At 73.1% G+C, this 21296-nt stretch carries 23 protein-coding genes; 11 read left to right on the top strand and 12 right to left on the bottom strand.

The window, feature by feature from the left end; all coding sequences use genetic code 11:
• The 7 genes from A8711_RS16335 to A8711_RS16305 form a co-directional block, all read right to left on the bottom strand.
• The coding region (locus tag A8711_RS16335) for a PAS domain-containing protein (protein ID WP_141707667.1) at positions 1 to 1173 on the bottom strand (1173 nt) is incomplete at its 3' end.
• The gene (locus A8711_RS16330; RefSeq protein ID WP_141707666.1) at positions 1160 to 1783 is read right to left on the bottom strand and encodes an RNA polymerase sigma factor; all 624 of its coding nucleotides are present in this window, start codon (positions 1781 to 1783) and stop codon (positions 1160 to 1162) included. The genes A8711_RS16330 and A8711_RS16335, both read right to left, overlap by 14 nt.
• Positions 1780 to 2073, bottom strand: coding sequence for a hypothetical protein (locus A8711_RS16325; protein WP_069088721.1), 294 nt, complete (start codon positions 2071 to 2073; stop codon positions 1780 to 1782). The genes A8711_RS16330 and A8711_RS16325 overlap by 4 nt, the downstream gene beginning before the upstream one ends.
• Before the next feature lie 234 nt (positions 2074 to 2307).
• Positions 2308 to 2673 (bottom strand): hypothetical protein, encoded by a 366-nt coding sequence (locus A8711_RS16320; protein ID WP_069088720.1) that lies wholly within the window; start codon positions 2671 to 2673, stop codon positions 2308 to 2310.
• A 29-nt stretch (positions 2674 to 2702) separates the two neighbouring features.
• Complete coding sequence (locus tag A8711_RS16315) at positions 2703 to 2951, bottom strand: hypothetical protein (protein ID WP_026268772.1); 249 nt, start codon at positions 2949 to 2951, stop codon at positions 2703 to 2705.
• 77 nt (positions 2952 to 3028) lie between these two features.
• Complete coding sequence (gene mscL / locus A8711_RS16310; RefSeq protein ID WP_043327441.1) at positions 3029 to 3499, bottom strand: large conductance mechanosensitive channel protein MscL; 471 nt, start codon at positions 3497 to 3499, stop codon at positions 3029 to 3031.
• 40 nt (positions 3500 to 3539) lie between these two features.
• Entirely contained in the window at positions 3540 to 4223 is a 684-nt protein-coding gene (locus A8711_RS16305; RefSeq protein ID WP_043327439.1) for a FadR/GntR family transcriptional regulator, read from the bottom strand.
• Positions 4224 to 4272: 49 nt separating this feature from the next.
• Between A8711_RS16305 and A8711_RS16300 the strand changes: the two genes are divergently transcribed.
• On the top strand, positions 4273 to 5541 hold the full coding sequence (locus A8711_RS16300) for an MFS transporter (protein WP_069088719.1): 1269 nt from the start codon (positions 4273 to 4275) through the stop codon (positions 5539 to 5541).
• A 10-nt stretch (positions 5542 to 5551) separates the two neighbouring features.
• Here A8711_RS16300 and A8711_RS16295 read toward each other — a convergent pair whose 3' ends face one another.
• Positions 5552 to 5908, bottom strand: a complete 357-nt coding sequence (locus A8711_RS16295) for an STAS domain-containing protein (protein WP_030500698.1) — start codon at positions 5906 to 5908, stop codon at positions 5552 to 5554.
• A gap of 159 nt (positions 5909 to 6067) precedes the next feature.
• On the opposite strand from A8711_RS16295, the gene A8711_RS16290 reads away from it, so the two are divergent.
• Genes A8711_RS16290 through A8711_RS16265 form a run of 6 tightly spaced genes read left to right on the top strand, consistent with a single transcriptional unit; the run spans position 6068 to position 11648 of the window.
• On the top strand, positions 6068 to 6928 hold the full coding sequence (locus tag A8711_RS16290; RefSeq protein WP_043327435.1) for an STAS domain-containing protein: 861 nt from the start codon (positions 6068 to 6070) through the stop codon (positions 6926 to 6928).
• The gene (locus A8711_RS16285; protein WP_043327433.1) at positions 6928 to 7338 is read left to right on the top strand and encodes an STAS domain-containing protein; all 411 of its coding nucleotides are present in this window, start codon (positions 6928 to 6930) and stop codon (positions 7336 to 7338) included. Before A8711_RS16290 ends, A8711_RS16285 begins: the two co-directional genes overlap by 1 nt.
• Positions 7335 to 7754, top strand: a complete 420-nt coding sequence (locus A8711_RS16280; RefSeq protein ID WP_043327430.1) for an ATP-binding protein — start codon at positions 7335 to 7337, stop codon at positions 7752 to 7754. Before A8711_RS16285 ends, A8711_RS16280 begins: the two co-directional genes overlap by 4 nt.
• The gene (locus tag A8711_RS16275; RefSeq protein ID WP_069088722.1) at positions 7751 to 8764 is read left to right on the top strand and encodes a SpoIIE family protein phosphatase; all 1014 of its coding nucleotides are present in this window, start codon (positions 7751 to 7753) and stop codon (positions 8762 to 8764) included. Before A8711_RS16280 ends, A8711_RS16275 begins: the two co-directional genes overlap by 4 nt.
• The gene (locus tag A8711_RS16270) at positions 8761 to 10107 is read left to right on the top strand and encodes a sensor histidine kinase (RefSeq protein ID WP_064448391.1); all 1347 of its coding nucleotides are present in this window, start codon (positions 8761 to 8763) and stop codon (positions 10105 to 10107) included. The genes A8711_RS16275 and A8711_RS16270 overlap by 4 nt, the downstream gene beginning before the upstream one ends.
• 2 nt (positions 10108 to 10109) lie before the next feature.
• Positions 10110 to 11648 carry a SpoIIE family protein phosphatase gene (locus tag A8711_RS16265; protein WP_064448474.1) on the top strand — a complete coding sequence of 513 codons (1539 nt, stop codon included), beginning with the start codon at positions 10110 to 10112 and terminating at the stop codon, positions 11646 to 11648.
• 307 nt (positions 11649 to 11955) lie between these two features.
• On the opposite strand, the gene A8711_RS16260 is transcribed toward A8711_RS16265, so the two are convergent.
• On the bottom strand, positions 11956 to 12744 hold the full coding sequence (locus tag A8711_RS16260) for an AraC family transcriptional regulator (protein ID WP_064448392.1): 789 nt from the start codon (positions 12742 to 12744) through the stop codon (positions 11956 to 11958).
• Between the two features lie 31 nt (positions 12745 to 12775).
• Between A8711_RS16260 and A8711_RS16255 the strand changes: the two genes are divergently transcribed.
• Entirely contained in the window at positions 12776 to 13342 is a 567-nt protein-coding gene (locus A8711_RS16255) for a TIGR03086 family metal-binding protein (RefSeq protein WP_069088718.1), read from the top strand.
• An 82-nt stretch (positions 13343 to 13424) separates the two neighbouring features.
• Here the strand turns inward: A8711_RS16255 and A8711_RS32455 are convergent, their stop codons facing one another.
• Positions 13425 to 13568, bottom strand: coding sequence for a hypothetical protein (locus A8711_RS32455; RefSeq protein WP_166455678.1), 144 nt, complete (start codon positions 13566 to 13568; stop codon positions 13425 to 13427).
• Between the two features lie 22 nt (positions 13569 to 13590).
• Here A8711_RS32455 and A8711_RS16250 point away from each other — a divergent pair, with 22 nt between their 5' ends.
• Positions 13591 to 14535, top strand: coding sequence for a threonine/serine dehydratase (locus tag A8711_RS16250; protein ID WP_069088717.1), 945 nt, complete (start codon positions 13591 to 13593; stop codon positions 14533 to 14535).
• Between the two features lie 6 nt (positions 14536 to 14541).
• On the opposite strand, the gene A8711_RS16245 is transcribed toward A8711_RS16250, so the two are convergent.
• Positions 14542 to 16635 (bottom strand): S9 family peptidase, encoded by a 2094-nt coding sequence (locus A8711_RS16245; protein WP_069088716.1) that lies wholly within the window; start codon positions 16633 to 16635, stop codon positions 14542 to 14544.
• 100 nt (positions 16636 to 16735) lie between these two features.
• Between A8711_RS16245 and A8711_RS16240 the strand changes: the two genes are divergently transcribed.
• Entirely contained in the window at positions 16736 to 18217 is a 1482-nt protein-coding gene (locus A8711_RS16240) for an FAD-binding oxidoreductase (protein ID WP_069088715.1), read from the top strand.
• A 299-nt stretch (positions 18218 to 18516) separates the two neighbouring features.
• Here the strand turns inward: A8711_RS16240 and A8711_RS16235 are convergent, their stop codons facing one another.
• Entirely contained in the window at positions 18517 to 20580 is a 2064-nt protein-coding gene (locus A8711_RS16235) for a SpoIIE family protein phosphatase (protein WP_043327416.1), read from the bottom strand.
• Between the two features lie 168 nt (positions 20581 to 20748).
• Here A8711_RS16235 and A8711_RS16230 point away from each other — a divergent pair.
• On the top strand, positions 20749 to 21296 hold a 548-nt coding region (locus tag A8711_RS16230), incomplete at its 3' end, for a HAMP domain-containing protein (protein WP_141707665.1).

Below are 21296 nucleotides of genomic sequence, written 5' to 3'. Positions count from 1 at the left end.
GGCGTACAGGGCGAACCGGTTGGCCGAGACGGCGCGGTGAATCCGGCGGCGGCACCGGTCCGTCCGTTCCCGCTCGGCGACCGGCCGCTCCAGGACCTTGACGGCGGTGGCGTTGCGGTGCGCGTCGCGGGCCGCGTGCTCGCCGTCCACGAGAAGGTCGAAGCCGGTGTCCGGGATGTCGTTGTCGAAATGGACCACGCCGGCCGAGGTGTTGAGCCGCAGGGGCTTCTGCCGGACGCTGAACAGATGGTTCCGGAACTTGTCCACGATCCGGGCGGCCAGGGTCTCGGCCTTCCCCGCGTCGTCCCGGGGGGCGAGCAGTAGGCCCCACGAGCCGGAACCCACCAGTCCGCTGGTGACGCCGTCCCCGGCGACTGCGCGCAGGGTCCGGGCGATCTCCGCCGTCACCTGGTCGCGGTCCTCGTCGGTCAGCGCGTCGGGCAGCCGGGTGGCCGGTTCGGTCGCCACGACGATCAGGGCGCCGCCGGTGGTGCGCCGCGCCCGGTCGACCTCGTCGATCACGTACCCGCGGGTCTGGAGCCCGGTGAGCACGTCCCGGACGGCCGGGTCGGGGCCGAGCATCCGGCTGCGTACGGCGAGCCGGCGCTGCTCCTGGCGGGCGAGTTCGAGCGCGGTGATGTCCTCGCCGGTGGCGATGACGCCGACCGGCCGGCCCGCGTCGGTGAGGATCTCGAGGTGGCAGTACACGTGGCGGACGCTGCCTCCGGGCTGGACCACCCGGAAGCCGATCTCGTCGGGGCGGCTCTGTTCCCACGCCGTCCGCACCGCGGCGAGGACGCGCTCGACATCGGCGGGATGAACGAGGTCGGCGAGCGTCCGCGGGGTGAGGCGGAGCGTTCCCGGCGCGTGCCCGACGATCATCGCCATCTCGTCGGACCAGGAGAGCCGCTCGAAGCGCTCCGCGTCGTGGTCGCCGGGCAGCCAGGTGACGGTGCCCTGCTTCGCCAGCTGGGCGGCGCGGGTGACCCGGACGGCCTCGTCGGCGTCCCAGGTCAGGGGATCGGCGAGGTCGGTGTCGACGATGATCTTGTAGCCCTCGGCGAGGGACAGGTCGTGCTGGCTCTGCACGGTCCGCGCCACCCGGCGGGCGCGCGCGAGCTCCAACGGGCTGGGTGTGGTCTCGGCGAGCGCCAGGATGTCATCGAGATCCACGGCCGGCCCCCTGCCGCCGCTCGCTCTCCGAGCGGGTGAAGCCGGCCTTCTCGGCCAGTTCGCACAGCTCCTTCTTGGCGGCGGCCTTGTAGGAGCGGACGCTGTTCTCGGTCAGGCCGAGGATGCGGGCGATCTCCTGGTTGGAGAAGCCCTCCTTCGACATCTGGAACACCTCGGCGTGCCGTACCGGCAACTGGTGCAACCAGCCGCGCAGCGTCTCCTGCGCCTCCCACGCGTCAGCGATGTCCGAGTGGGACGACGGCGGCAGGTCCTCCGGCGCCACCGCGGCCTCCCGCAGTCGTCGGTCGTGATCCTTCAGCATCTTGAACCGCGCCGTACGGACGATCCATCCGATCGGCCGGACGTGGTCGCGGAGCTTGGACCACTCGACCCGACCGTGCAGAAAGGCTTCGTGAAGCGCGTCCTCCACCGCCTGACGGTCCCGGCATCTCGCCCGGAGAATCCGTTCCACGGTGTGGTACGAGCCTTCGGTGAATTCGRCGAACTCCCGGTCGTGAACGGCCTTCAGGCGGGCCGCCTCCGCCTCGCGCAGAGCGTCGTTGTCGTCGGGATCCGGTGTGAGAGCGGCGGTGCCCTTGATGTCTGTCACGCCGCCTCCTCGACGGGGCCGGGCTTCGACGCAGCGCGCCCGCCCAGTTCGACCTCCCGATGCCCGTCGCGATCGCGCTCCACGATCCGTACGACGTCATGGTCCGCCTCGGCCAGCCGGATCAGCCACGTGACCCGCGCTGTGGTGCGTGTTGTCGCCTCGCGTTCCTCGTTCATCCGGGCGCGGTATGCCACGTAGGCCCGCACCAGGCCCGCCACCACTCCGGCGACGGCAGTGGCCACGGCCACCACCTGATATCCGGTGAGCGGTTCCGCCAGCGCTTCGTTCATTGTTCCCCCTCGGCCCCCTTGGTTCGCCAATTACTATCCGTGGCGAGAGGCCGATGTAGATACCAGAACACGCGCAATGTTTTTGAAGATCAACGATCAAGTCGTTCATCAGCGATTAAAGCGCAAAGTCATGGCATTGAGACTCTGTGCAAGGGGATTGACGGGCGGCTTTTCCGGGCAACTTGCATTGATCACCTATTACTGCGGGTGACAAATTCATCACCTCGGCGGGCGTCACTCCTCGGCGGGCAGCTCCGTGGCCGGGACGGTCAGGCGTACCGCGCCGTCGTGCACCGCGGCGATCCGGTCGGCCAGCACGTAGACCGCGCCGGTGCGGACCAGGTCGGTGGAGACCTTGAGATAGCCGTCGCGCAGCAGCCGTGCGGCCAGGTCGGCCGGCACGTCCGGCTCCTCGACCGCCGCCGACTCGATCAGCTCGTCCAGGCTGCTGCCGGGGTCGACCGGCGCGGGCGCCTGCACGGTCACCGCGGCCGGGTCGCCGCGCTGGACGAGATCGACTGTGCCCACCTCGACGCCTGCGGAGTCGACCACCCGCATGCCGGTGGTGACCCGGGAGACGGTGTCCTGCTGCTGGCTCATACGGCAGCGGTTCCCGGGTCGCGCGGGCGCTAAACGGACGGGGCCCAGCCGCCCGGCGGGCGGGGGGACAGTTCGCGCCACGTGTCGGTGCCGTCCAGCAGCGCCCGGACCGTCTCCTCCGCCTCCTCGACGCTGGCGTGCTCGTAGAACCGGGAAACCCCCTCGGCGCCGCCGGCCCGCTGCTCCACGTGCCAGCGGTCGCCGTCCACCCGGAGGAAGACGTCACGCCGGGCGAGGCGTCCCCATTTCCCGTTCCACCAGTGCCTACGCTGCTCCATGCCCGGACTCTATCGAACATGTGTTCGATACACGTCGGCCCCCGCGAGATTGTCGCGGGGGCCGATCGGCTATGGCGTCAGCGCGGCGCGGGCGGCTCCTGCCGGCGGCCGAGCACGTCGTCCAGGGCGCTGCGCTGGCCCGGGGTGCCGTGGTTGCCGGCGAGCAGCGCGTCACGGATCTCGGTGAGCAGCTTGACCTCCTCGCTCGGGGCCGACGGCGGCGGCTCCTCGCCGCGCTTGCGGCGCTCGGCGAGCTTGTTCATCGGGTAGACGACCAGGAAGTACAGCGCCGCCGCGGTGAGCACGAACGTGATCAGCGCGTTGACGAAGGCCACCCAGTCGAAGGCGACGCCGCGGAAGGACGGCGTCGAGCCGCCGATCCCGTCCTCGTTGCCGGTGATCAACACGATGAACACGCGTACCAGCGGTTCCAGGAACGACTTGGTGAGCTGGGTCACCACGCCGGTGAACGCCGCGCCGATGACGACACCGACCGCCAGGTCGACGACGTTGCCGCGCATGATGAAGTCTTTGAAGCCCTTGAGCATCCGTACTCCCGTGCCCTGATGAGTCTGCGTCGGGGACAACCTATGCCCCGGCGGGTCCTTCGAGAAAAGCACCGGCCTCGATCGCCGCCCGCTGCGGGTCGCCGGCCCGGATCGCCTCCACCAGCCGGCCGTGATCCACGTACCGCTCCGGGGTCAGCGCCTCGCCCATCGCCTGGGCCACGGTGCTGCGCAGCGCGGCGCCGACCGAGGCGTACAGCTCGGCCAGCATGGCGTTGTGCGCGGCCGCCACCACTGCCGTGTGCAGCGCGGCGTCCGCCTCGACGAACTCGTCCACCCGGCCGCCGCGCCACGCGGCCTCGCGGGCCGCGAGCGCGCCGTCGAGCGCCACCAGGTCCTCAGGGGTACGCCTCAACGCGGCGAGCCGGGCGGCCTCCACCTCGAACGCGCGCCGGACCTCGATCACCTCGGTCATCCGGTCGTCGGTGAGCCGGCGGGCCACCACCGGGGCCAGCTCGTCGGTCGACACCACGTACGTGCCGGAGCCCTGCCGGCACACCAGCACCCCGGCGTGCACGAGCGCCCGGACCGCCTCGCGGACCGTGTTCCGGCCCACGCCGAGCTCGGCGACGAGTTGCGGCTCGGTGGGGATGCGCCCGCCCACCGGCCACTCGCCGCCGAGGATGCGCTCCCGGAGCTGCTCGATGGTCTGGCGGACCCGGTGACCGCGCGGCGGCACGACGACGGAATCCACGGCGGGTGTCACCGGTTACACCTCGTGCCGAAATTCATCCCATGATTGTAGGTTCGAGGTCATGACTCCGCCACCCGCGCCCGCCGCCACAGTGCCCGCCCCCGGCGCCGGCTCCGCGGCCCTCCCCACCCCGGCGCCCCGCGCGGTCCGAGGCGGACTGCTCGTGCTGACCGGGATGCTGCTCGTCGCGCTGAACCTGCGCGCGGCGGTGACCAGCCTCGGCGCGCTGCTCGACGAGGTACGGGTCGGTCTCGGCCTCTCCGGGGCGATGGCCGGCCTGGTCACCACGCTGCCCACCATCGCGTTCGCCGGACTGGGCGCGCTCACCCCGTGGCTGGTCCGCCGCTGGGCCGCGCCCCGGGTGCTGGTGCTCGCCATGCTGGCGCTCACCGTCGGGCAGGTGCTGCGCGCGCTCACCGGCTCGGCGGCGGTCTTCGTGGCCACCAGCGCGCTCGCGCTGGCCGGCATCGCGGTGGCGAACATCCTGCTGCCGATGCTCGTCAAGCAGCACTTCCCGCACCGCACCGGGCTGGTCACCGGGGCGTACACGATGGCCCTGACGGTGGGCACGACGGTGGCCGCCGCCGCGGCGGTGCCGGTCGCGCACGCCTTCGGCTCCTGGCGGGCCGGACTCGGCGTCTGGGCCGGGCTGGCCGCGCTGGCCGTACTCCCGTGGGTGCCGCTGGCGCTGCGGGCCCGCGCGGCGCGACGGGCCGCGCCCCCGGCGGTGGCCGTCGCCACCCCGGCCCGGGTGCAACCCGCCCGGACCCGGCTCGGCTGGGCCATGGCGGTCTACTTCGGGGCGCAGTCGCTCAGCGGGTACGCGATCATGGGCTGGCTGGCCCAGCTCTTCCGGGACGCCGGGTACCGCCCGGAGGCGGCCGGGCTGCTGCTCGCCGGCGTGACCGCGCTGGGCGTGCCGGTGGCGCTGATGATGCCGGCGCTGGCCGGCCGGCTGGCCACGCTCCGGCCGCTGGTGCTGTCGCTCACCGTGTTCTCCGCCGCCGCGTACACCGGTCTGGCGCTGGCCCCGCACGGCCTGGCGCCGCTGTGGGTGCTGCTGCTGGCGCTCGGCCAGGGCGCGTTCCCGCTCATCCTGACCACGATCGGGCTGCGCGCCCGGACCGCCGAGGGCACCGTGGCGCTGTCCGCGTTCGCGCAGAGCACCGGGTACGTCATCGCGGCGCTCGGGCCGCTGCTGGTGGGCATCCTCTACGAGGCGACCGGCGGCTGGACCGCCCCGATCGGCTTCCTGCTGGTGGCGCTCGCCGTGCAGACGGCGGCGGGCATGGTGATCGCTCGTCCCCGCTACATCGAGGACGAGCGCTGAGCGGAACCGGTCAGGAGGAGGTCGGGGTGGGCTCGCCCGCGACGGCCTGTTCCACGGTCGGGTACGTGTGCAGCACCTCGACCAGCCCGCTGACCTCGAGGATGCGCAGCACACCGCGCTGCGGAGCGGCCAGCCGGACGACGCCGCCCGCCTCGTCGCAGTTGTTCTTCGCCCGGACGAACACCGACAGGCCGGTGGAGTCGCAGAACGACACCTCGGCCAGGTCGAAGACCAGGCGGTTGCGCCCCTTGTCCAGCAGATCCGTGATCTGGTCCTGCAGCTGCGGTGCCGTGGCCATGTCCAGCTCGCCCGCGACCGACACGACGACCACGTCGCCGCGCTGTTCCGTGTGCACCGTCAAGGACATTCGTCGACCTCCTGTGTTCGGGGGAAACGGTATCCCACGACGGGCGCGCCGCGCAGAACGGGAGCGGTCACGGGTGCGGTCGATCATTCTTTGCTCCGCGACAAGTACCGCGTCAGCCCCCGGTGATAGAGTCCGCCCGTCCAAATCAGGGAGGTCAGGATGGCGTTGAGCGCCGAACAGGGTGGTCGGCTCGCCCACCTGCTCAGTCAGCACGCGGACCGGCTGACCAACCGCTGGACGGAGATCGTCGCCAGTTCGCTGCGCGGTCGCCTGAGCCGGGCCGAGCTGGCCCGGCAGGTCCAGGAACTGCACCGTGCGCTGGTCGACGCCGGTCGCCAGGGCGTCTCCGACCTGGCCGACGAGCACGGCGGTGAGCTGCGGGCGGTGCTGTCCGAGCTGTCCACCAACCGGGCCCGGCAGGGGTTCTCCGCCACCGAGACCGCGATCAGCGTGTTCGCGTGCAAGGACGCCCTGCTGGAGCTGATGGAAGAGGAGAAGGGTGACGACACCCTGCGCGACTTCGTCGCCTTCTCCGCGCTCGTCGACCAGATGGGCCTGTTCACGTTCGAGACGTTCGTCCGGGCCCGCGAAAGCCTGATCGCCGACCAGGCGGAGCAGCTGCTGGAGCTGTCCACCCCGGTGGTCAAGCTCTGGGAGGGCGTGGTCGCCGTCCCGCTGGTCGGGACGCTGGACTCGGCCCGCGCCCAGGTGGTGATGGAGCGGCTGCTCCAGACCCTGGTCGACACCGGCTCGCCGTACGCGATCATCGACATCACCGGCGTGCCGGCGGTGGACACCCAGGTCGCGCAGCACATCCTCAAGACCGTGGTGGCCGCCCGGCTGATGGGCGCCGACTGCATCATCTCCGGCATCCGCCCGCAGATCGCCCAGACGATCGTCGCCCTCGGCATCGAGTTCGGCGACATCGCCACCAAGGCGAGCCTCGCCGACGCGCTGCGCCACGTGCTGCGCCTGACCGGGGTCGAGACCACCGCTCGCCGCCCGCGGCGGGAGTCCTGATGGAACGGGTGCCGATCCTCAAGATCGGCGACATCCTGCTGGTCTCCATCCAGGTCGACATGTCCGACCAGACGGCGATCCAGTTGCAGGAGGACCTGGCCGAGCGGATCGTCGCCACCGGCTGCCACGGCGTGATCATCGACATCACGGCGCTGGACATCGTCGACTCCTTCGTCGGCCGGATGCTCTCCACCATCGCGTCCATCTCGAAGGTGCTGGACGCCGAGACGGTGGTGGTCGGCATGCGCCCGGCCGTCGCCATCACGCTCGTCGAGCTGGGGCTGTCGCTCAACGGCATCCGTACCGCGCTGAACGTCGAGCGCGGCATGGAGCTGATCGCGGCCAGCCGGGCCGACGAGTGGGACGAGGGCGCCGACGACGAGGACACCGAGACGACGGCGACGGCATGACCACGGGCGTCGACCTCGGCGTGCCGGCGACGCAGGCGATCCGCAGCGACGAGGACGTGGTGCGGGTCCGGCAGTTGGTGCGTACCACGGCCGTCGCGGTCCGGCTCTCCCTGGTCGACCAGACGAAGCTGGTGACCGCCGCCAGCGAGCTGGCCCGCAACACGCTGATCTACGGCGGCGGGGGCAGCGCCGAGGTGAGCACAGTGGAGGACGGCCGCCGGCGTGGCGTACGGATCCTCTTCGCCGACGAAGGGCCGGGCATCCCCGACCTCGACCTGGCGCTGACCGACGGCTACACCACGGGGGGCGGGCTGGGCCTCGGGCTCAGCGGGGCCCGCCGGCTGGTGGACGACTTCGACATCCAGACGGCTGTCGGCGAGGGGACGAGGATCACCGTCACCAAGTGGTCACGATGACCGCCGACGTGGTCCCCGACCACGGGGTGTGGTTCCGGGTCGACAACGGCGCGACCGCCGGCGGCGTACGCCGGGCCGCCGAGCGTCTCGGCCGGCAGCTCGAACTGAGCACCGATCGTGTCGCGGACCTGGCCATCGTCACCGCCGAGATCACCAGCAACCTGGTCAAGCACGCCCGCGAGGGCACGCTCCTGCTGCGCCCGGCGCGCCGGGCCGGACGGGCCGGGGTGGAACTGGTGGCCATCGACTCCGGCCCCGGCATGGCCGACCTGACGCTCTCGTCGGTCGACGGTCACTCCACCGCCGGCACGCTCGGCATCGGGCTCGGCGCGATCACCCGGCAGTCGAGCCGGTTCGACGGCTACTCGACGCCCGGCCGGGGCACGGTCCTGGTCGTCCAGGTCTGGGACGGAGCGCCGCCGGAGCCGGACTGGGCGGCCGGGCTGGCCCGGCCGATCACCGGCGAGCAGAGCAGCGGCGACGGGTACGCGGTGCGCGAGGTGGACGGCCGTCGTCAGGTGCTGGTTTCCGACGGCCTCGGCCACGGGCCACTGGCTGCCGCCGCGACCGGGGCCGCCGTGTCCGCGTTCCGCTCGGCGCCGGACGGGCCGCCGGACGTCGTGGTGCGGCACCTGCACGCCGCCATGTCGCACACCCGGGGCGCGGCGCTCGCGGTGGCCGAACCGGATCCCGCCGCCGGGCTGCTCCGCTTCGCCGGCCTGGGCAACATCGCCGCGATGATCGTCGCGCCGGGCGAGCGGCGGCGCGGGCTCGTCTCGCTGCCGGGCATCGCCGGGCACCAGCGTCCGGCGATCCGCGGGTACGACTACCCCTTCTCGCGTGACTCCACCCTGGTCATGCACAGTGACGGGGTGGTGGATCGCTGGGACCTGGACGACTACCCCGGGCTGGCCGGGCGCAACCCGTTGCTGGCCGCCGCGACGCTGCTGCGTGACGCCGGCATCCGTCGCGACGACGCCTGCGTCCTGGTCGCGCGGGGGGCGGTATGACCGAACCCCTTCTGCACCTGGCACTCCGGGTCGAGCAGGACATCTTCCTGGTCCGGCAGCGCGGCCGCGAGGTGGCCGCGGCGGTCGGGCTGGAACACCAGGACCAGGTGCGGATCGCCACCGCGCTCAGCGAGGTGGCCCGGGAGTTGTTGAGCGGCGCCGACGGCGCGGACGTCACGTTCGCTCTCGACCGGGACGCCGTGGGCCGCCGGATCCTCCAGGTCGACCTGTCGCCGTTGCGTCCACTGCCAGGCGGCCGGTACGAGCCGAAGTCCGGCGCCGTCGCGCGTCTGGTGGACACGTTGCAGGTCGTGGCCGTCGAGGGCGATACCGTCGTGAGGATGTCCAGACGGGTGCCCGACCACGCCGAGGAGCTGACGCCGGAACGCGCCGGCCGGCTCCGGGCCGAGCTGGCCGAGCGTGCTCCGGCCTCCGCGCTGGACGAGCTGGCCGCGCAGAACTCCCAGCTCATCGCGGCTCTCGACGAGGTACGCAGCCAGCGCGACGAGCTGGCGGTGCTCAACTCCGAACTGCAGGAGACCAACCGGGGCGTGATGGCGCTCTACAACCAGCTCACCGAGGAGCTGGAGGAGACCAACCGGGGCGTGGTGGCGCTCTACGCCGAGCTGGAGGAGAAGTCCACACAGCTGCGGGCCGCGAGCGAGTCGAAGAGCCGGTTCCTCGCCAACGTCAGCCACGAGCTGCGCGCGCCGGTCACCGCGATCATCGGTCTGGCCCGGCTGCTGGCCGACTCCGCCTCCGACCCGCTCACCGGCGAGCAGGCCCGCCAGGTGGGGCTGATCCGGTCCTCCGCCGGTGACCTGCTGGGGCTGGTCAACGAGCTGCTCGACCTGGCGAAGGCGGAGTCGGGCCGGATCGAGCCGGACTGGTCCGAGGTCGACCTGCGCGCGGTGTTCGGGCAGCTGCGCGGCACGCTGCGGGCGCTCACCGTCCGCTCCGATGTGGAGCTTGTGGTCGAGGAGCCCCCGGCCCCGGCGACGCTCCGCTCGGACGAGGTGCTGCTCGCCCAGGTGCTGCGCAACCTGCTGCACAACGGCCTGAAGTTCACCGAGCGCGGCGAGGTACGCCTGCGCGCCGAGCGCCGGGGCGAGCAGTGGACGCTGTCGGTCACCGACACCGGCGTCGGCATCCCGCCCGAACTGCACGAGCGGGTCTTCGAGGAGTTCTACCAGGTGCCCGGCACGACGCGGGTCGGTGGCACCGGGCTCGGCCTGCCGTACGCGCGGCGGCTGGTCACGCTGCTCGGCGGGACGCTGGAGCTGACGAGCGAAACCGGCCGGGGCAGCACGTTCACAGTGGTCCTTCCCGCGGGCGGAGCGTGACGGTGGACAGCGGGCCGGTGACCGTGCTGGTGGTCGACGACAGCGGCCCCAAGCGGTACCTGCTGGTGAACTGGCTCACCCGGGCCGGTTTCGTCACCGTGGAGGCGGAGAACGGCACGGAGGCGCTGGACCGGGTGGCCCGTGAGCACGTCGACCTCGTGGTGCTCGACGTGCGGCTGCCCGACATGAGCGGCTTCGAGGTGTGCGAGCGGATCAAGGAGACGCACCCGTACATTCCGGTCATCCACGTCTCCGCCCACGCGGTGGACGTGGTCGACCGGGCGCAGGGTCTCACCCGGGGCGCGGACGCCTACCTGGCCGAGCCGATCGAGCCGGAGGAACTGGTCGCCACCGCGCACGCGGTGCTGCGCTACTACCAGGCCCGGCTGCGTGCCGAGCAGCTCGCCGAGCGGCTCGCCGCGCTCGCCGACGCCACGGTGGAGATGCACGCGACGCCGAACTTCGTCCGGCTGCTGGAGGCGGCAGCGAGCGGCGCGGCGCGGATCTTCAAGGCCCCCGCGGCGGTGGTCGCCGAGACGTTCGACGGGGACTGCCTGGCCGGGGTGGCGGTCGACCCGCACACGCCGGCCACGATCGTGCCGTGGGTGGTGGACGACACCGGCGTGCCGATCGGCACCCGGGTACGGGTCGACGACCCGGGCAACTGGGCGCTGACGGGCTGGCCGGACGGGGACACGGTGACGGTGGCCGCCTCCCGGCTGCGGGAGGACCGCGCCCCGCTGTACGTGGTGGTGCCGACCGCCACCCAGACCGTCCGCACGCCGGTGCTGGTGCAGCTCGCCCAGGCCGTCGCCTCGGCGGTGGAGGCGCAGCGCTCCTTCGACGAGGAGCACCGGATCGCCGTGACGTTGCAGCGCAGCCTGYTGCCGCAGCGGCTGCCCGACGTCGTGGGCCTGGACCTGGCCGTGCGGTACGAGCCGGCGAGCGCGCAGACCGAGGTGGGCGGCGACTTCTACGAGCTGGTGATGCTCGACGGGCACCTGCTGGTGGCGATCGGTGACGTGGCCGGGCACTCGCTGCACGCGGCCACCGTGATGGCCGAGCTGCGCCACGCGGTACGGGCGTACGCGGTCGAGGGCCATCAGCCCGGGGTGATCCTGGACCGGGTCAACGAGCTGATGCGCAACCTGCTGCCGAATGAGCTGGCCACCATCTGCGTGCTGCTGCTCCAGCCGTCGACCGGGCTGGTCCGGATGGCCAGCGCCGGGCACCTGCCGGCGTTGCTGAGCCGGGACGGCCGGGTCGAGTTCGTGGCGCAGTCCGCGCCGCTGCTCGGGGTACGCGCGCCGCGCCCGCCCGACCTGGAGTTCGTGCTTCCCGCCGGGGCGACGCTCGTGCTCTACACCGACGGGCTGATCGAGCGGCGGGACGCCACCATCGACGACGGCATGGCGGCGCTCGGCGTGGCCGCCGCCCGGGTGGACGACGACCTGGACCAGTTCTGCCAGCGGCTGCTGGTCGAGTTGGCGCCGCCGGAGATCCAGGACGACGTTGCGGTGGTGGCGGTCCGCCGCCGCTGACGCGCGTTCCCGGTCACGTACCGTAGCCAAGCTGCCTGTAACACTGCGTCACGGCCGCCGCCGGGCGAGTGAGTGGGCTTGCTGCCGACTTTGCTCTGCAGCCATCGGTGCAGCAGGCGCCTGAGCAGGCGCTTCCTGTTGACCATGGTCGGCGGCGTCGCACCGCCACCGTCACCGTCGGTGTGCGTTGCGTCAGTGGCTGCAGAGCAAAGTCGGCGCGAGGCGAGGCCCGCCGCTCGGGCCGACTGTCACCGTTCGTAACCGCGCGGAGTGAGGGTTGGTCCGCGCTCGGCAGGCCTGGCCCGCGTCACGGCCGCAGGGCCGCCAGCGAGCGGGCGTACGCCGCGGGCGAGACCCCGGCGACGGCGGTGAACTCGCGCACCAGGTGGGCCTGGTCGGCGTACCCCAGATCGGCGGCGACCCGCGACCAGTCCAGCGGCCCGGCGGCGGCCTGTTCGATCGCCTCCTGGAGCCGGTAGCGGCGGATCACCCACTTCGGACCGACGCCCACGTGGTCGAGGAAGAGGCGCTGGAGCCGGCGGACGGAGACGCCGCGCCGCCGGGCGAAGTCGGTCACCCGAAGCACGGTCCGGTCGGCGCGGATCTCCTCGACCAGCGCGGTGGCCTCCGCGGCGAGCGGATCCGCGACCGGCGGCCACGAGGTCAGCAGCTCGTCCAGCCTCGCGCAGCGCTCGTCGTCGGTCCCCGGGCAGATCGGCCCGCCGGGGATCGGCACGCGCCGGCCGGTCAGTTCGGCGACCGGGCGCCGCCAGAACGGCCGGAAGCCGCCCGGGCGGAACTGGACGCCGGAGACCCGGCCGACGCCGTGCAGCGTGACGGCGAACAGGCCGGTGTCGACGCCGGCGATCTCGCCCTGTTCGGGCGCGCCCTCCTGCGCCTGGAACACCACGTTCACGGTGGGGTGCGGCACCACCCGCTGCTCGAACGGCTCGGTCAGATCCCAGTCGATCAACCAGTAGTGCTCCACCCACCGGCGCAACGCCGGGGCGGCCATCCGGCGCCGGAACCGGACCTGCTGCCGCAGCCGGCCCGGATCGAGGATGCCCCGGTTGTCACGCCGCGGTTCGTGTCGCATTTCTTCAAGACCGCCCTCATACGCTGCCCCTATGAGCACGAAGACTAGTGAGCTGCTCGCCGTCGCGGCGCCGCGTACGGTCGCTGTGGTTCGCGGCATCTCCGACGAGCAACTCGGCCTGCCCACCCCGTGCCCCGACTACACGGTGCGCGACCTGCTCGGTCACCTGTTCGACGTCGTGGTCAACTTCCAGGCGCTGGCCCGCCGGGAAGAGGTCGACTGGTCCGGCAAGACCGACCACCTGACCCACGGCTGGCGCGACCGGTTCGCGACCGAGACGGCCCGGCTCACCGAGGCGTGGTCCGACCCGGCCGCGCTGGAGGGCGTGTCACCCGGCATGGGGCTCCCACAGGAGACCGTCGGGTCGATGGCGCTGATCGACCTCACGGTGCACGGGTGGGACCTGGCCCGGGCCACCGGCCAGGAGCTGACAGTGGACCCGGCCGTGGTGTCGGCCGGGCACGAGTTCATGGACCGCATGGGCGACACGGGGCAGAAGATGGGCGCGTTCGGCCCGCCGGTGCCCACCGAGGCGGCGCCGGCCAGCATGGACGCGCTGCTCGGCCGGGCCGGGCGGAACCCGGCCTGGACCCGCTGACGTTGCTCGCCGGCACGGGGCGGCGAGCGGCACGGACGGCGGCGCCCGCCGGGCCGGGACGGCCGGCGTCCGGGCCCGGCGGTCAGCGGCCGAGCAGCCCGGCGGAGCCGGCGACGACCAGCCCGATCACCGTCGAACAGCAGCAGACGACGAGCGCGGCGGCCACCACCACGAGGATCAGCCAGGTCGGTCCGCGTCGCGCCGCCGAGGGCTCCTCCGCACTCATGCCGGCAGTCTAGGTTGGTGCGATGGAGCTGATCTCGATCGCCGACATCCGCGCCGCCGCCGAGGACGTGGCCGGTACCGTGCTGCGGACCCCGTTGGTGCCGGTGCTCTGGGACGATCAGCTGTGGCTCAAGCCGGAGAACCTGCAACCGGTGGGGTCGTTCAAGCTGCGCGGCGCCACCCACGCGGTGGCCCGGCTCGATCCCGCGACCCGCGCCCGGGGGGTGGTCACCCACTCGTCGGGAAACCACGGGCAAGCCCTGGCGTACGCGGCCCGCGCCCTCGGCGCGCCCTGCACGGTGGTGGTCCCCGAGGGGGCGCCGGAGGTCAAGGTGGCCCGGATGCGGGCTCTCGGCGCGGACGTACGGCTGGTGCCGCCGCCCCGGCGGCTCGCCGAGGCGGAGCGGATCGTGGCCGGGACCGGCGCGACGCTGGTGCCGCCGTTCGACCACCCGGCGGTCATCGCCGGTCAGGGCACCGTCGGGCTGGAGATCGTCGCCGACCTGCCGGACGTGGACGTGGTGCTGGTGCCGGTGGGCGGCGGCGGGCTCGGCTCGGGCGTGGCCACTGCGGTCAAGGCGCTGCGCCCGTCCGCCGCCGTGATCGGCGTGGAGCCGGCACTGGCCGCCGACGCCCAGGAGTCACTCGCCGCCGCTGAGGTGGTCGTCTGGGACGTCGAACGCACCTACCGGACGTGCGCCGACGGGCTGCGGACCAGCCTGTCCGCGCTGACGCTGGCCCACCTGCGGGACCGGCTCGACGGCATCGTCACGGTCACCGAGGACGAGATCATGGCGGCCACCGGCTGGCTGCTCCGGGACGCGCGACTGGTGGCCGAGCCGAGCGGCGCGGTCGCCCTGGCCGCCCGGCTCTTCCACAGTGGCGAGCTGCCGGCCGGCCGTACCGTCGCGGTCGTGACCGGCGGCAACGCCGACCCGCAGGTGCTCACCGCGGCACTGGCCGCCTGAACCCCGTCACGCGCGGCCGACGCGGTCCAGGATCCAGGCGTTGACGAACGCCTCCTCACGCCACGAGTCGTACCGGCCGCTCGGCCCGCCGTGGCCCGCGCCCATCTCGGTCTTGAGCAGGTAGTCGCCGGCCGGCGCGAGCGCGCGCAGCCGGGCGATCCACTTGGCCGGCTCGTGATAGAGCACGCGAGTGTCGTTGAGGCTGGTCACCGCCAGGATGGCCGGGTAGTCGGCGGCGGTCACATTCTCGTACGGCGTGTACGACTTCATGTACGCGTACACCTCGGGGTCGTCCAGCGGGTTGCCCCACTCCTCCCACTCGGTGACCGTCAACGGCAGCGACGGGTCGAGGATCGAGGTGAGCGCGTCCACGAACGGCACCTGCGCGACGATCCCGGTGAACGCGTCCGGGGCGAGGTTCGCCACCGCGCCCATCAGCAGGCCACCGGCCGACGCGCCCCGGGCGACCAGCCGGTCGCTCGCCGTCCAGCCCGCCTTCACCAGGTGCCGGGCGCAGGCCACGAAATCGGTGAACGTGTTCTTCTTCGCCAGCAGCTTGCCCTCGTCGTACCAGCGCCGGCCCAGCTCGCCGCCGCCCCGGATGTGCGCCACCGCGAAGATCACGCCGCGGTCGAGCAGGCTCAGCCGGGCGATCGAGAACCACGGGTCCATGCTCGCCTCGTACGACCCGTAGCCGTAGATGACGGCGGGCGCCGAGCCGTCGCGCGGGGTGTCCCGGCGGCAGACCAGCGAGATCGGTACCCGGGTGCCGTCGTCGGCGAGCGCCCAGTCCCGGTGCTGCTCGTAGTCGGCCGGGTCGTACGGCCGCCCGTCCGGCCCGGGGCGTACCGGCTTCTGCCGCCGCAGCGTCAGCTCCCGGGTCACCAGGTCGTAGTCGTAGACCGAGTCCGGGGTGACGAGCGAGGTGTAGCGCAGCCGTACCTCGTTCGTGCGGTACTCCGGGTTCGCGTCCAGCCCGACGCTGTAGATCGGCTCGGGGAAGTCGATGTCCCAGCTGTCGTCGCTGCCGACCGGCAGCACCCGCAGACCGGTCAGCCCGTTGGCGCGCAGCGACACCACGAGGTGGTTCTCGAACGCGTCGACCGCCTCCAGCCGGGTGCCCGGCGTGTGCGGGATCAGCGGCGTCCACTCGCCCGGCGCGTCCGCCGAGGTGTACGCGAGCGCGAAGTCCTCCGCGCCGTCGTTGTGCAGGATCAGGAAGCGGTGGCCGTGGTGCTCCACCGCGTACTCGATGCCCTGACGCCGCGGGGCCACGACGGCGGGCTCGCCGGTCGGGTTGGCGGCCGGGATCACCCGCACCTCGCTGGTGATCTTGCTGTGGATGTCGATCACCACGAAGCGCTCGGAGCGGGTCAGCTCGACGCCGACCCAGAACCGCTCGTCGTCCTCCTGGTAGACCACCACGTCCTCGGTGGACGACGTGCCGACGGTGTGCCGCCAGACCCGGTTCGGCCGCCACGCCTCGTCCACCGTCACGTAGAACAGAGTCGAGGCGTCGCTCGACCACGCCGTGCCGTAGAACGTGTCCGGCACCTCGTCCGGCAGCGACTCGCCGGTGGTCAGGTCCTTGATCCGCAGCGTGAAGCGCTCGTCGCCGGAGAAGTCGGTGGAGTAGGCCAGCCAGCGGCCGTCCGGGCTGACGTCGAACGCGCCGAGCGAGAAGAAGTCGTGCCCCTCGGCGAGCTGGTTGCCGTCGAGCAGCACCTCCTCGCCGTCGAGCGGCGCGCCGTCGGCGCTGACCGGGGGCGCGGTCTCGCCGGGGCGGACCGCGCGGCGGCAGTGCACGCCGTACTGCTGCCCCTCGACGGTGCGGGTGTAGTACCAGTGACCGTCCTTGCGGGTCGGCACCGACAGGTCGGTCTCCTGGGTGCGCCGGCGCGTCTCCTCGAACAGTTCCGCGCGCAACTCGGCCAGGTGGGCGGTGCGCGCCTCGGTGTACGCGTTCTCGGCGTCCAGGTAGGCGATCGTGTCCGGGTCGTCCTTGGCGGCGAGCCAGGCGTACTCGTCGAGGACTGTGTCACCGTGATGGACGCGCTCGGTCGGGACGCGCTTGGCGACGGGCAGTGGGGTTTCGGTCACGGCGCCACGTTACCGGGCGCCGGACCGCCGCCGGGGCCGCCCGCCGCGCGAATCCGGCGACTCGCCGCCAGGGCTTTCGAACATGTGTACGATAAGCGCCATGGCGGATGCAGCTCGTTCCACCAACCGACCCGGAGCCCTCGACATCACCCGGAAGCTGGCGGAGATCTGTGGTTCGCCGTTCGCCCGCTTCGCCGGCCCGGCCGACGAGGTGGCCGGGCGTACCGCCCGCTGGGTGGCCGTGCCGGGCGGCCCGCACGCCGCCGCCGAGGTGTTGCGGCTGGCCGCGGCGTACGACCTGACAGTGGTGCCCCGCGGCGCCGGCACGAAGATCGACTGGGGCGCCGCTCCGGCGCAGGTGGACATCATGCTCGACACCGGCCGCCTCGCCGGCGTCTGGCACGAGCCGCATGCCGCGGCGGTGGCCGAGATCGGCGCCGGTACGCCGCTGCGCGCCGTCCAGGCCACGCTGGCGCGTACCAACCGGCGGCTGCCTGTCGACGCGCCCTCGCCGGGCGCGACGCTCGGCGGGGTGCTCGCCGCCGACGAGTCCGGTCCGCTGCGGCACCGGCACGGCAGCCCGTGCGCCCAGCTCATCGGCGTGCGCTATCTCGACGCCGACGGCGAGTTGGTGAGCGTCGGCGAGTCCGGCACGGAGGCGTTCGGCCGGGCCGCCCCGGGTGTCGGCGGTGGCCGTCCGGGCGGACGCGCTCCGGCGGCCGGTGCCGGTGCCGACGGAGGTCCGGGTCGCGGTGGTGGCGATGCGATCCTCGGTCGGGGTGGGATGCCCGGGCTGGACGTGGCACGGCTGCTCTGCGGCTCGCAGGGCGGGCTCGGCGTGCTGGTCTCGGCCACCATGCGGGTGCAGGCCGTGCCCGCGAGCCGGGTCTGGGTGTCCCGTCCGGTCTGGACCCCGCTGGAGGTGCACGACCTGGTCCGTGCCGTACTGGCGTCCGGCGTCGGCCCGGCCGCCGTCGAGCTGGACCTGCCCGTGCCGGTGCCGTTGCCCCGTCGCCGGATTCCGGCCACGCACCCGTCGGTGATCAACCGCCCCGATCACCCGGCCGTGACCGGCCGGCCTGCCGCGGGCAGCCTGGTGGTGCTCCTGGAGGGCGGCCCGGCCGACGTGACCGAGCGGGCCGAACGGCTCACCGCCGTGCTCGGCGCCCCGGCGATGGTCAGCCACCACGCGCCGGAGTGGTGGGGGCGCTATCCCTTCGCGCCCGGAGACACCGCGCTGCGCATCGAGGTGCCGATCAACGACCTGCACGCCGCCGTCTACGCGCTGCGCGACGCCGCCGGCACCCCCGTGCCGGTACGCGGCTCGGCCGGCGGCGGCGCGGTGCACGCCGCCCTGCCCGGCGCGCTGCCGCCGGAGCGGGTCGCCTCGATCCTCACCGCCGTCCGCAGCGTGCTGATCGCCCGGCGAGGCCGGTGTGTGGTGGTGGCCGCGCCGCCGGCGGTGCGCCGTGCCGTGGACCTCTGGGGCGAGCTGCCCGCGTTGCCGCGCCTGCGCAGCGCCAAGGCCCACCTGGACCCGCACCACCGGCTGGCCCCCGGCCGCCTCCCCGGTGGTCTCTGAATCCGGCCCGCCTCGGCCTGCTCGCCCGGCACCCCGACCTGCCTCCACACTGGACGCCCGTCCCAGCGGGCGCGGCACCGGCAGGCACCAGTTCGGGGTGGTGGTTGTGTCCACGTGCGCCGGATGCCACCACTTCGGCGAGCTGGCGCCGCCCACCCGCCACCGACAACCCGCACTCCCCACCACTGTCGTGATCAAGGAGTTTGTGTCACGTTTCGCGCCTCCCCAGGCCACAAACTCCTTGATCACCGCCGGGTCGGAACCGGAGTCGGAACCGGGGGCGGGGCGCGGGGAGAGGGCTACGGGGTGTCGTTTCGGAGGACCAGGACGGCTATGTCGTCGCGCGGTGGCTCCACCGAGAAGGCGATCGTCGCCGCGCGCAGCCGGGCGGCCACCACGTCGGCCGAGTACCCGGCCAGCGGCGCCGCCGACTCGCGCAGCCGTTCGGTGCCGAACAGCTCGCGTCCGCGCCGCCGCTCGGTGACCCCGTCGGTGTAGAAGATCAGCGCGTCGCCGGGCTTGAGCGCCAGCTCGGCGGTCGGCGTGGTGATCGTGTCGAGCAGGCCCAGCGCCGTACCGCCGGTGCCGACGAAGGTGGCGCCGCCTCCGCCGTGCAGCAGCACCGGGCGGTCGTGGCCGGCCAGGTGCAGCGAGACGTCGAGCTGGTCGCCGTCGCCGGGTGAGACGGCCGCCAGCGCCAGCGTGCAGTAGCGTCCGCCGCCGCGCTCGACGAGCGTCTCGTTGAGCCGGCTGAGCACCTCGGGCAGCGGTTTGCCGTCGCCGACGAGGACCCGGATCACGTCCCGGACCAGGCCGGTCACGGCGGCGGCCTGCACGCCCTTGCCGGATACGTCGCCGACCACCACGAGCCAGCGGCCGTCCGGCAGCGGGACCACGTCGTAGAAGTCGCCGCCGACTTCCGCGTCGTCGCCGGTCGGGACGTACTCGGCGGCGAAGCCGATGCCCTCGACCACCGGGAGCACCGGCGGCAGCAGGGACTGCTGGAGCGTCTGGGCGACCCGGCGGCGTTCGGCGTGGATGCGCGCGTTCTCGATGGCGAGGGCGGCGCGGCGGGCCACGTCCTCCAGCACCGAGACCTCGTCCGGGTCGTGCCGGTGCCGCTGGTGCCGGCCCACCGCGAGGGTGCCGAGCCGCTGGCCACGGGCGATCAGCGGTACGGCGAAACCCTCCATCGGTCCGCCGAGCGGCACCTGGGCGGCGTTGCGGGACGCCTCGCGCAGCCGGGACTGGATCGAGTCCGGGCCGGTTTCCTGGAGGATCCGGTGCAGCTGCGGCAGCATGGCCTCGTCGGCGTGGCTGGAGGCGGCGAGACGCAGCCGCCCCCACTCGTCGGTGGTGTGCACGGCGCACCACTGGCCGAGCCGGGGCACCACGAGCTGCGGGATGAGCGCCATGGTCAGCTCGACGTCCAGCGACTGGGCGAGCAGTTCGCTCGCCTCGGCGAGGAACGTCAGCCAGGTGGACCGGCGTACGTCGGCGCGGCGCAGCCGGTCGTTCTCCAGGTGCAGCGACAGCCGCTCGGCGGCCAGCACCGCCAGCGGCCGCGCGTACGTGGAGGGTGCCGCGTCCAGTTCCAGCTCACCGGTGTACGGGCGGTGCACGGCGAGCGGTACGCGCAGCAGTTCGTTGCCCTCACGCGGGTGCCGGCCGTACCGGGCGAACACCTGGGTGCCGAGCCCGTCGCCCCGGTCCAGCCGGACCGTGCCACCGGCGGCGCCGACCATTTCGCCGACCCGGCTCAGCAGGGCGGTCGCGAACTCGGGCAGTGGCTCGTCGGCGTACGGGTCGGGGGTGATCTGCATCAACTCGCTCATCGCGGCGGCGCTGGGCGTACCGTCGCCGGTCCGTTCCGGCTCGGTCACCGGCGGTGGGCCGGCCGACGGGCGGGCGGGCCCGCCGGGGCCGGGCCGGTCGAGGCGGAACCAGACGCCCTTGCCGGTGGGCAGGTACGTGGTGCCCCACCGGCTGGAGAAGTGGTCGACGAGCAGCAGTCCGCGTCCCCGCGCGGCCACTTCGGTGATGTCGGAGGTGGTGTTGCGCACGCCGACGATCAGTTCGTCGACGGGTCCGGAGGCGAAGTCGGTGACGGTGACGGTGAGGCCGTTCGGGTCGGCTTCGACCTCGATGTCCAGTTCGGTGCGCGCGTGTTCGACGGCGTTCGTGGTCAGCTCGGTGGTGAGCAGCAGCGCCTCGTTCAGCAGTTCGGGCAGCCGCGCTTCGAGCAGCATGGTGCGTACCACCGCGCGGGCCGCCGCCGGGGTGCGGCGGTCTGCGGGGAGGCGGACGCGGCGGACGTGCTCGTCCGCACCGCCGCTCCGAGTGGCCCCCGCCTCCGCTGACACCTCCGTATCCTCCACCGGTCCGGCCCCGGGTGCCAAGGGTCCGGCGAACCGGCCAGTCGGGCGGATACGGCGCGTGACGCACGGTTGCACGCCGTGACCTCGACGGATCGCGCGGCAGAATGATGGGATGGCCGCGTGACGGCACGAGCCCGAGCGGAGCGAGGAACCATGACCACGGCAAAACAGTCGGTGACCGCGGACCCGTCCGCGCCCGACCACGAGGTGCTCCTCGGCGAGCTGGTCGACGCGTTGCGCCGGGTGGCGCACGGTGACCTGCGGGTACGCCTGCCGCGCCGGGCCGGACTGCCCGGTGAGGTCGCCGACGCCTTCAACGACGTGGTGTCGTTGCAGGAGCGGCAGCACCTGGACCTGCGCCGGATCAGCCGGATCGTCGGCCGCGACGGCCGGCTCACCGAGCGCCTGGACGACGAGGGCCTGGACGGCTCCTGGGCGGAGGGGCAGCGGGCGGTCAACTCGCTCATCGACGACCTGGGCCGGCCCACCACGGAGATCGCCCGGGTGATCGTGGCGGTCGCCGACGGTGACCTCTCCCAGCACATGGCGCTGGAGATAGACGGTCGTCCGCTCCGGGGTGAGTATCTGCGCATCGGCCGCACGGTGAACACGATGGTGGACCAGCTGTCGTCGTTCGCCGACGAGGTGACGCGGGTGGCCCGCGAGGTGGGCACCGAGGGCAAGCTGGGCGGCCAGGCCGA

The organism is Micromonospora sp. II, from assembly GCF_001709195.1.
Classification (GTDB): Bacteria; Actinomycetota; Actinomycetes; order Mycobacteriales; family Micromonosporaceae; genus Micromonospora; species Micromonospora chalcea.
The sequence above is the reverse complement of the archived record's forward strand: the minus strand, read 5'-3'. Positions and strand labels throughout refer to the sequence as shown.